The organism is Xanthovirga aplysinae, from assembly GCF_009711365.1.
GTDB classification, from domain to species: Bacteria; Bacteroidota; Bacteroidia; order Cytophagales; family Cyclobacteriaceae; genus Xanthovirga; species Xanthovirga aplysinae.
This window is the reverse complement of sequence record NZ_SMMB01001199.1, coordinates 1-11,165: the sequence shown is the minus strand read 5'-3', so window position 1 is coordinate 11,165 and position 11,165 is coordinate 1. Positions and strand designations below refer to the sequence as shown.

10 protein-coding genes are annotated in these 11,165 nt (G+C 36.2%); 1 reads left to right on the top strand and 9 read right to left on the bottom strand.

The window, feature by feature from the left end; translation table 11 throughout:
* Positions 1-381: 381 nt before the first annotated feature.
* A complete protein-coding gene (locus E1171_RS16580) occupies positions 382-744 on the top strand; it encodes a hypothetical protein (protein ID WP_155207169.1) in 363 nt (120 codons plus the stop codon).
* Positions 745-809: 65 nt separating this feature from the next.
* Here the strand turns inward: E1171_RS16580 and secDF are convergent, their stop codons facing one another.
* From secDF to E1171_RS16535, 9 genes are all read right to left on the bottom strand, one after another.
* Positions 810-3,779 (bottom strand): protein translocase subunit SecDF, encoded by a 2,970-nt coding sequence (secDF, locus tag E1171_RS16575; RefSeq protein WP_155207168.1) that lies wholly within the window; start codon positions 3,777-3,779, stop codon positions 810-812.
* Between the two features lie 228 nt (positions 3,780-4,007).
* On the bottom strand, positions 4,008-4,346 hold the full coding sequence (locus tag E1171_RS16570) for a hypothetical protein (protein WP_155207167.1): 339 nt from the start codon (positions 4,344-4,346) through the stop codon (positions 4,008-4,010).
* Between the two features lie 103 nt (positions 4,347-4,449).
* Entirely contained in the window at positions 4,450-5,142 is a 693-nt protein-coding gene (locus E1171_RS16565) for a potassium channel family protein (RefSeq protein WP_155207166.1), read from the bottom strand.
* A 260-nt stretch (positions 5,143-5,402) separates the two neighbouring features.
* Entirely contained in the window at positions 5,403-6,041 is a 639-nt protein-coding gene (gene udk, locus E1171_RS16560; protein ID WP_155207165.1) for a uridine kinase, read from the bottom strand.
* 136 nt (positions 6,042-6,177) lie between these two features.
* Positions 6,178-6,756 (bottom strand): non-canonical purine NTP diphosphatase, encoded by a 579-nt coding sequence (locus E1171_RS16555; protein WP_155207164.1) that lies wholly within the window; start codon positions 6,754-6,756, stop codon positions 6,178-6,180.
* 14 nt (positions 6,757-6,770) lie between these two features.
* The gene (locus E1171_RS16550) at positions 6,771-7,706 is read right to left on the bottom strand and encodes an FKBP-type peptidyl-prolyl cis-trans isomerase (protein WP_155207163.1); all 936 of its coding nucleotides are present in this window, start codon (positions 7,704-7,706) and stop codon (positions 6,771-6,773) included.
* Positions 7,707-7,942: 236 nt separating this feature from the next.
* Positions 7,943-8,497: an FKBP-type peptidyl-prolyl cis-trans isomerase gene (locus E1171_RS16545; protein ID WP_155207162.1), complete on the bottom strand. Its 555-nt coding sequence runs from the start codon at positions 8,495-8,497 to the stop codon at positions 7,943-7,945.
* Positions 8,498-8,690: 193 nt separating this feature from the next.
* A complete protein-coding gene (locus E1171_RS16540) occupies positions 8,691-9,599 on the bottom strand; it encodes an FKBP-type peptidyl-prolyl cis-trans isomerase (protein WP_222931526.1) in 909 nt (302 codons plus the stop codon).
* Positions 9,592-10,629, bottom strand: coding sequence for a DHH family phosphoesterase (locus E1171_RS16535; protein WP_155207161.1), 1,038 nt, complete (start codon positions 10,627-10,629; stop codon positions 9,592-9,594). The genes E1171_RS16540 and E1171_RS16535 overlap by 8 nt, the downstream gene beginning before the upstream one ends.
* Positions 10,630-11,165 lie beyond the last annotated feature (536 nt).

Below are 11,165 nucleotides of genomic sequence, written 5' to 3'. Positions count from 1 at the left end.
CTTCCTCTAATTTCAAAAATTTCTTGAGAAACTAAAAATCCGGACAAAGTTACAAAAATGAAATAAACCTCTTAATTTGAAGAAGGAACATTCTTAATTTCCTCCAACTAAAAAGAAATATTTCTATGAGTATAGATCAAAAATAATTACTGCAAATGAGTGCCATTTCAAAAAATTTACATTAACCAGAACATTAAACAAACATTTTATTTTCCAAGCTGATTATCTTTAATAGTCACCTTTCATTGCCAATAATTTCGATGGATAAAATGATTTTAAATATGCTTTAATAATGACTGGACAAATAGTCTTAGATAACACTTAGAAACTTTAAATCTGTCCTTTCGCTTTCCAAGTTCTAATTTCTTAATTCCCTCTATTATGGCTAAATCATCCCTTCCTATTTCTGAAAACACACGCCTTCCTTCCATCCAAGAAGTAGACATAAAGGAAGTTAATTACTTCTTTGGAGAAGGATTGAATACCCTACTGTGCTTTCAAGAAGCAGCTGACTTTAAAATACTAGAGTCTTCCAATGAAATTTGGAATAACTATGGAAAGAAAAATAACTTTTTCCCCCTTACCGCTTTTGACCAAAAAGTTTATGTCAATGGAAGGCATATATCCAGATTAAGAGCCAAAAGGAGTAATACTTTAATAGATTTTAAAAATGGTGGAGAATTATGGGTTCAGGAGGAAATTTTTGAGGTACTTCAACTTAAAGGGGTAAGAAATAAAAAATGAAAGCCCGAACTAAGAACAGCTCGGGCTTTCATAATAATTAAAACTAAAATCCTATATTTTAGAATTTAAGCTTTTACCTCCTTTTTCATCTTTTTTGAAAGATCTGCTACAATTGGGGTAGCAATAAAAATTGAGGAATAGGTACCAACCATAATTCCCACCAACAATGCAAAAGAGAATCCTCTTAATACTTCTCCACCGAATATAAAGAGAATTAATACTACTAATAAAGTTGTTAGGGAAGTCATTAAAGTACGTCCCATAGTACTATTAATGGCATTATTAAAGACAGTTTTCGTATCCGATTTAGAGGTAGCCAAGCCTAACATCTCCCTGATTCTATCAAATACTACCACGGTATCGTTAATGGAATAACCAATAATGGTTAACATCGCCGCAATAAATACCTGGTCAACCTCATAAGCAAAACCAAGAAGCCGGGCGATAGCAAAGGCAGAAATAACAGCCAGGGAGTCGTGGAATAAAGCAATAATGGCTCCCAAACTGAATGACATTTTTCTAAACCTTATGAAGATATACAAGAATATTACAATCAAACCACCAATGAAGGCTTCTGTGGATGAAGTTTTAATATCATCGGCGATAGTTGCCCCTACTTTTGAAGAGCTTTCAATGGTAAAGTTTTTAGCTGTTACTGGTTTGCTATTATCAACAAACGATAAGCCGGTAAACTTCTGAACTCCATCAATTAAAGCCTTTTGTACCTGAGCATTGGCTTCATCCGAATCATCATCAATCAGATAAGAAGTAGTTACTTTCAATACATTATCAGCTCCAAATGTTTTTACTTCCGTACCAGCATCCTCAAAGTCCCTACCTAATTCTGTTTTTAAATCTGAAGCCACAACTTTATCAGGGAACTGTACTACATATGTTCGACCTCCGGTAAAATCTACACCAAGATTCAAACCACCCTGCATTACTAAAATCACCATTCCAATGGTTATAAAAATTGTAGAAAGCGTATAGGCCAACTTTCTTTTTGAAAGGAAGTCAAAATGCAAATTCTTGAATAACCTTTTTGAAAGAGGGGTCTCCAATGAAATTTTGGCTTCTTTTGCTCTTTTACTCATTCGATCAATAAACAATCGGCTAATAAATACAGCTGAGAAGAAGGAACAAACAATACCGATCATTAAAGTAACTGCAAATCCTTTTACAGGCCCTTGACCCAAAGTATATAGCAAGGCTCCCATAAGTAGTGTAGTCACATTGGAGTCAAAAATAGAGCTAAATGCTTTATTATAACCTTTCTTAACCGCTTCCTGAATATTTAGCCCTCCTGCCATTTCTTCTTTGATACGCTCAAAGATCAAGACATTGGCATCAATCGCCATACCAATAGTTAATACAATACCGGCAATTCCAGCAAGAGTCAATGCCGCATTTAACTGAGCAAGAATTCCTAAAATAAAGAAGATATTGAATATCAATGCAAGGTTAGCTACCAGTCCACCCTTAGAGTAATAAGCAATCATAAAGACCACTACCATCACTAAACCTGCCACAATGGAAGTAATACCTTGTAACTGGGCCTCTTTACCCAAGGTTGGCCCAATGATAGCCTCTTCAACAATAGTAGTTGGGGCTGGTAAGGTGCCAGCTTTTAGGATATTGGCTAAATCTTTTGCTTCTTCTATGGTGAAGTTTCCTGAAATAGAAGAATTTCCTCCTGGAATTTCCCCATTTACCACCGGTGCAGTGTATACGTAATCATCCAGAACAATGGCTATTCTTCTACCGATATTTTCTCCAGTAATCTTTCTCCATCGCTTACTACCTGAAGCATTCATCTGCATGTTTACATCTGGCCGACCTCTCTCATCAAAATCCTGACGGGCATCTGTAACAACATCGCCTTCTAAAGCGGCTTTTCCACCTCTTTCTCTCGCCACAGCATACAACTCCATCAACTCAGTACCGTCATTGAGCTTTTGAATTGGCTTTACAGACCACAAGAATTTCATGTTGGCTGGTAATAATGCTTTTACCTCACTTTTTCTAAATAATTGGTTAATCCTTGTGGTATCATTCAGGTCATAAATTAGACCACCCGGAGCCTTAATCAAAGTAAAAAGTTCTGATTGCTGAGCAGCAAGATTTTCCAAGTTGGTAGTATCAGTTTGGTCAGACTCTAATTGAGCAGCCAAATCATTCCCATCTTCTTTTTGTTCTTCAGGCTTAGTTTCCTGATCAGTAGCTTCAGTAGTTTGCGCTTCCACTTTCTTTTCTGCCACCAAAACACTATTGATGGCATTTAAAGAAGGGGCAAAATCCTGAAACTCAGCAACTCTCCAAAATTCAAGTTTGGCCGCACTTTGAAGTAATTTTCTTACCCTTTCTGGGTTATCTGCACCAGGAATTTCTACTTGAATACGACCTGTTCCTGCCAAACGCTGAATATTAGGCTGAGAAGTACCAAAGCGGTCAATACGAGTTCTCAAGATATTGAACGACCGATCCACAGCCTGCTCAACTTCTTCATTTAAAATTTTCAGAACATCATTATCAGAAGAGCCATAAGAAATTCTGTCTTTATTTGCTGAATTGGCAAAAATGTCACTTAACTTTCCATTTGGAACCCTTTTTTTATACGCATCATAAAACAAATTAGTAAAGCTTCTGTTCGATGTTCTGCTTTCTTTCTTTGCATCATCAATGGCAGCTAAAAAGTTAGCATCTTTACTGTTTCCACTTAATCCTTTTATGATATCCACCGGAGAAACCTCAAGGGTTACATGCATACCTCCCTGTAAATCCAGCCCAAGGTTTAATTCGGTTTCCTTCACCTGCTGATAGGTGTAAGTAAGCCCCATAAGATTATATACTGGTTCCCTCCAAACGGAGTCCTCATAAGCCTGTCTTTTGGCAAAATTCACATTGCCATTGGCATCCGTAGCGTAAAGCTTAGCGTCATTTTGTACTCCTCGAGATACAAGGGTAAATGACAAGTAATAAATACATAACAGTGAAACAATCACCGTCAATGCAATTACGAAACCTTTATTTCGCATTGTAATTATGATTTTTAGAGTTAGAAATTATTCTTTAATGGATGAAAATAATAATAAAGGCTTTGAAGAGTAGAAAAAACTATAAATCAAAATACTATCAAAAGCCTGGTTTATGACATTTTTTGATCCTTTCTTCAATAAATGATAAATAAATGCAGTGAATTCACTTCATCTATTAATCTTTCATTGCTCCTTGAAAGGTTTAAAAATGGGAATAATAAAAAGTATTCAGGGTGCATTGGGCTGTATGATCAGCCTGAAGAGGGTTTTAAAATAAGGGTGGAGCATTAGAGCCGGAGTAGAATTTCGCTCTAACGCAAATTCGGTTACTGGAATAAAATTAGGCTGCTCAATAATGGCATAAAGATCCAAAGCGGCACTAAACTGCATCACAGGAACTACAGCCTCAGCAACCTTAATAAAAGCGATCTCGGAATCAGAAGAAGGCACTTTATCCTTTGAATCGGTCTGTTCTCTGGTAACTTCTTTCTCTAAATCCGATTCAATATGTTGCCGAATGGGCTCATGAGAAATAAGGATTACTACTGCCCATACTGAAAAAAGCACCCATAACCCTTTTAGGCAAAATTTCGATATTTTGTCAAATTCTCTCATTTAAATATCTCGCAAATCTAAACATATCCCTCATAAAAGCAAGTTGATCAAACGTTTATTTATTGATATCTATAAACATATTTATATCTGAGCCTTTTCCAATGAGGATAATAATATCAGACTCCATGAGTACAGTGCTTCCCTTAGGAACCCCAATAATATGTTCCGTATCCACCACTCTACCTTCTATCTTTTCCTTAAATACCCTTCGTATAGTTATCAAATTTAATTGATATCGATTCCTCAAGTCAATCTCCCTAAGTGTCATACCTGCTACACGGGGAGGAGTATTAATTTCAACGATTTCATAATTATCAGGAAGGGATAAATAAGATCGACGATTAGGATGAAGTAACTGCTCAGCGACGGATTTTCCCACCGTATCTTCAGGAGAAAGGATTTCCTGTACGCCGACTTTTTCTAAGATTAGCCGTTGCTGAGGGTTAGTGGCCCTTGCAATCACCCGAGCAACACCAAGTTCTAATAAAATTACAGCTGTCAACAAAAGTCCCTCATAATTTTCGCCTATAGCCACCACCACAGCATCCATTTCCTGTACATTTTGGGCTTTTAGCAAACGTGCATCTGTTGCGTCCAATGCCACAGCATAGGCAACCTCATCTTTGATGGTTTCCACTTTGTCGATATTCAGATCTATGGCTAATACTTCAGCCCCCCTTGATGCCAGATGCCTGGCAATCGAAGTACCGAATTGTCCTAATCCAATAACGGTGAATTTTTTTGACATGACTTTTTTACTTTCTCAAAAATTACTGTCCTGCTGTAATTGACAAAAAACATGCTTTTTCCATACCTGGTAGAGCAAAGTTATAAATTTTAATGAGGCACAAAGGGTAATGAAGGGGATATATGCCTTTTGTTCTGAACAAAAATTTCATTTACAATAGGAATACAATATTCCAATAATACTTAAATTAATGGTTTATTTTAGAGGGATTTTTCACTTAAGAACCCTACTTAATAACGACTTTTAATCCACCTAAATTTTCAAATAATAGGAACAATCTGCTTTTTTAGCTTTGTTTTCAGGTGGGAAACCAGAACTTCTAATCCACTATCAAAACATACATTATTTGGAATAATTAAATCGGCTTCCTCTTTATAGGGTTTAATGTATTTCTCATAGGTAGGTGCTACATGCTTTTCATATCGATAAAGTACTTCCTCCAGGTCGTAACCTCTTTCAGCATTATCTCGAATAATTCGGCGCTTTAATTTCACGTGCTCCTTGGTTTCGATAAAAACTTTTAGGTCCAGTTGCTCAGCCACTTCAGGGTAATAAAAAACAAAAATACCTTCTACAATTATAATAGGGGCAGCACTTAGCTTTAATACTTGAGCTTCCTTGTCAAAGTTCTCAAAAGTGTATTCTTTTCTAAAAAGGCTGTTTCCTTCTTTTAATTGCTGAATATCTCTTACCAAATCCGAAAATTCAATGGAAGAAGGAGTATCAAAGTTGTAAACCCCGTTTTCATCTACCAACTGTTTTTCCAGCGGATGATAATAATTATCCTGGGATAATAAACATACTTCATCTTGATTAAACTGCTCCACCAACTTGTTTAAGAACAAGGTTTTCCCTGATGCACTTCCTCCCGTAATCCCGACAATATATGGCTTTATCATTTTAATTTTTAAAAAGTAAAAGTTTCCTATAGATTAAGTCTTAATACATTTAAAAGCTCAATAAGTGTTACCTATTGAGCTTTTTTTATTGATAAGAAAAATCAATCATAAATAATGAACAAAAAATTGGTCATCATTATACTTCTTGCTTTAAATAGACCACCAACTTTTCTACCGCTTTTCCCCTATGAGATATTTGATTCTTTTCTTTTAATGACATTTCAGCGAATGTCCTCTCATGACCAAACGGCTGAAAAACAGGATCATAACCAAACCCTCCGTTTCCTTTAATTTCTTTTGTTATCTTACCCTTTGCTACCCCCTCAAATTGAACTTCTTTCCCATTTAAAATAAGGGTAATGACCGTTCGAAACTGTGCAGAACGGTCTTTGAAAGGCTTAAGTTTTTCCAAAAGCAATGCAATATTATCGTCATTACTCCTCTGGAGTCCCGCATATCGAGCGGAATAAACACCTGGTTCCCCGCCTAAACTATCCACTTCAAGTCCTGTGTCATCGGCAAAACAGGAAACATTATATTTGTTAGCTACATAAAGGGCTTTCTCTCTTGAATTTCCCTCTAGGGTTTGTTGATTTTCAGGCAATTCTTCCTCACAGCCAATATCACTCAGGGAAAGAAGTTCGAAATCCTCTCCCAACTGAGTTTGTATTTCCTTGAGTTTATTAAGGTTGTTAGTAGCAAAACAGATTTTCATTTCTCCTGGCCCCATTATTTTAACTCAATATCAAATTGAAGGATACCTACTGGCTCCGGTCCTTCTGGAAAATATATAAATTTTGGCAAGTTGGTATTTTGATAAGCCAAATGAGAGGGAAGAATTACCTTGTTTTTTCCTCCCTTATTCATCATTGCCACTGCCTCATCGAAGCCTGGAATTACCTGCAAAGGTACTGCACCAACGGTAAATCTAAACGGCTCTTTTCCCTCTGAAGAATCAAATACAGTTCCGTCTAAATTAGCACCTGTATAATCTACTTCCACATAAGTTCCTTTACCGGGTTTATCTCCATCCCCCTCTTCAAGAATTTGATAATACAATCCCGATTCAGTTCTATTCACATCTACAAGTCCTTCTTCAGAAATAAAATCCTGAATAATCTGATCTTCGTATGTTTGAAATTCTGTTTCAGATTTTACTTCTACAATTTTTACTTCAATAAGAAGGTTGGCATGTGTGGGAATAATATTTTCAACGCTATTATCAAAATAGGCTAAATAAGAGGGAAGATAGATATTATAAGTCTCTCCTTCTCCCATGTTTTGACCCAATGCCATATCCAAGCCAACAGGAGCGCCTCCAATTCCATGCTTTATTTTAATAGGATCGCCGTCTTCCGATTGGTAACTTTCAATCACATTACCACCTAAAACCGACATGGTATAATAAATGAACGCCACATCCCCTTCTTCAATCCTTTTTCCCTCAACATTACTTTCTATTAATGAAATGTAATAAGTGTTGGCATCTTCAAGAATCTTTTCCGCATCAATATTATTACCAGTAATAAAATCAGATACTCCTTTATCATCCTCCTGCATTTGATCCATTATAGGATTGGTGGAGTCTTTTAAACAGGATTGTAAACTGACTATTGCAACAAAAAAAACAATAAAACGAATTGATTGGTGGGGAAAAATGCTCATGGCCTGGAGTTTTTTACTATGTACTTAATTAAAAAAATAATCTTCAATTAATATCTTTCATTAAATCACAATACTCTCACATTATGGGAATACTCTTCCTTTAATATAAAAAATATTAAAATTTTCATTGACAAATGACTCATAAAAAATGGCAAATAGATTCCAAGAAAGCAAACAACCTAACCAATAACCTTTTAAGACCTAATTACCTTAAAATAAATATGTTTGATAAGGAACTATTCTTCAGAGTCTTCCCAACCGGTTTGAATGATATTAACCAATTCCACTTCAAAAATAAGCACTGAATTAGCTGGGACGCCTGTAGACCCCCTAGATCCATACCCTAATTTTGAAGGAATATAAAACTCAAAAACAGCATTTTCAGGCATTTGTAGAACCCCTTCATCAAAACCTGGAACTAGCCCTCCAACTCCTATAGGAGTCTGCAAAGGATTCCCAGCCGAATTTCTATCAAAAACTACATCATCCAAAAAGCGACCTTCATAATTTAATCTGACCGTTTGTCCAATATCAGCAAAAATTTCATTGACTTTGGGAACATTTCTATCCGGAATATAATACCCCCTGTCTAGGTCTCCATCAGGATTACTTATGACCCTGTAAACCAACCCTGATTCAGTAGTTACCGTTCCTGTAATATTATTCTTCTTTAAATAAGCATCAATGAGTTCTTTATCTTTGGTATACTGGTCTTTTTTACAGCCGCTGAGGATTACAGTAACAACTGTGAGAAGCATAAAAAGTGAGTTGCGGAAAGTTCTGTTTTTCATTTTATAAAGGATTAATAAAAAATCACTAATGGCAAAAATAAGGGGAATAGTTGGTGAGGAAAAATTATTTTCCTATCAAAATGCACTTCCCCAGCGAAGAAATAAAAAAATCCAATGTCATAACGGGAAAACATTGGATTTCTTTTATATGGAATCGCGTCAATCGATTCCAAATTTACAATTCATAATTATCTTATTTCTTTTCTACATCAAGTAACTCTACTTCAAACACAAGAATAGAATTTGGCTTAATAACTTCTCCTCTTTGTCTAGGACCATATGCTAATGGAGAGGGAATAAAGATTTTAGCTTTAGAGCCCTTATTCAATAAAGCAATCCCTTCATCCCATCCTGGAATTACCTGACCAACCCCTATTACAAATTGGAAAGGTTTTTCCCGATCCTGGTTAGCATCAAATGCTGTTCCATCCAATAAGGCTCCGCTATAAAGAACACTTACTTTATCTCCTTTTTCAGGTTTTGGTCCTGAACCCTCCTCCGTGATAACATACCGAAGCCCAGATTCAGTGCTTTGTGCCTCTAAATTGTTTTCCTTCAGAAATTTTTCAATGATTTCGATATCTGATTTCAATAACTCTTCCGCTTCCTTAGCTGCTTTTTCCTGCTCTTTACGGAAAGCCTCTAATTGCATCTCCCTATACTCTTCTTCCGTAACTACATCCACAACCCCAATTTCGAAACGAATTAAAGAACCTGCTTTAATATCAGGAGGCATAGGTGCCCTAAAGGTGTTTTTAAACAGGCTATCAGCAGAAACCTTGAACGACACACTGTCTCCTTTGGTCAACATACTGAACCCTTCCTCAATTCCACCCGGAGTAAGGCTAAAGATGGAATCATTATATTGGAGCGGCATTGGATAAGGTTGTTTCAGGGTAGAAAACAACAAAGAATCATTTTCATTGAAATATTCCATGTTCAATGTCAGAATTTTTCCATCCTCTACTTTTTTTCCATCCCCTTTCTTAATGTATTTATACAATAATCCGGAATCTGTCTTTTTATATTTATCCTTAGCACACGACGTCAATAATAAGGAGCAGGCAACAAGTGCCAGTCCAATGTTTTTCATTCTAAGCATCTAAATCAATTTTTTGGTTACAAGCGTTTAATATAGGTTTATACTCATCAAGTAATTTTTCAAATTTATCCACGGTATCCTGAAAGCTAAGTTCGGAAGTTCCCCCTGCAGCGTTTTTATGTCCACCGCCTCCAAAATGATATTTGGCAAATTCATTTACTGCAAAATCCCCTACCGACCGGAAAGATATCCTAATTCCTTCCTCTCTTTCAGCGATCATGGCAGCCATTACCACTCCTTTTAGCGACAAAGCATAATTTACTAAACCTTCCGTATCACCTGTTCTGGACTGGAAACGTTTAAGATCCCGGGCGCTCAATGCAAAATAAGCGACTCTTGCCTCCTCATTCACAACAAGCTTTTCACTTAGACAATAACCCAAAAACTTAACACGATTTAGAGAATTATTGTCATAAATCAGTTTACTTACCTTAGCAATATCCGCGCCTAATTCTATTAACTGTGCTACGACCAAATGTACATGTTGGGTTGTGTTGGAATGTTTAAAGGAACCTGTATCAGTCATAATTCCCGCATAGAGCGATTCAGCGATGTCCTTATTTATTAAATGAGTTTCCCCCATGTCTAGAATTAGGTCATACACAAGCTCAGCTGTAGCGGCAGCTTTAGTACTCCAATGCTCAAAGTCTGCAAAAGGTTCCGGGTCCAGGTGATGGTCAATCAATACCTTTTTTGCCGAAGAGTGTCTCACCATTTCTCCCAACTCATTAATTCTATTAAGACATGAGAAATCTAAACAAAAGATGACATCAGCAGCCTCTACACATTGGCCGGAGATTTTTTCATTTCCTTCATTAAAAATGATGACCTCATCATTTCCTTCCATCCAATGTAAAAATTCGGGATAATCAGTGGGGGTAATCACCACTACTTCGTGCCCCTTCTTTTTTAGGAAGCCGGCTAAACCCAATGATGATCCCAAAGCATCAGCATCTGGCTTGGTATGCGTAGTAATTACTATTTTTTTTGGAGAGGCTAATAAGCCCTTAAACTCTTCTAACTTTTGCATAGGTTAAAGTCCTGATTTCACATTTCAGAACACAAGTAATAAAGCGCAAAGTTGACAAATATATTTCAAATACAAAAAAAATTGATCTTTGAATGAAGGAAATGGCCTTCAAAGCAGGTAAAAGCCTGAAATCTTTCAATTCAATCTTTTCTTTATGGTACTTCGGCCCTGATAATTAAGTACGATAAGTAAAGCTTACTTATTGTAATTTCAGAAAAATAATTACCCTTAAATAGTATCATAACCAAGAGATAAAAATGCTCTTTTAAAAACACAAAGGAAAAACAGCGGTAATTCCTCATCAATGTGCATTTCTAAGGCACTCAATTTCCCACAAATTTCTTTGTTCCTAGCTAGTTATCATAATAAGACTTTAACAAAAAAACTGATACCATTAAATAATCCGAATTAACTAGTTCTCAATTAAGTGATAACCCTGAATTGGTTTTCCGGGAAAAAAATCAAAAAGGAAAATTTGGGAGAAATTAGATTTCTAGAAGTTTAAGAAGGACTTACCTCGCATCAAAACTCAGTTG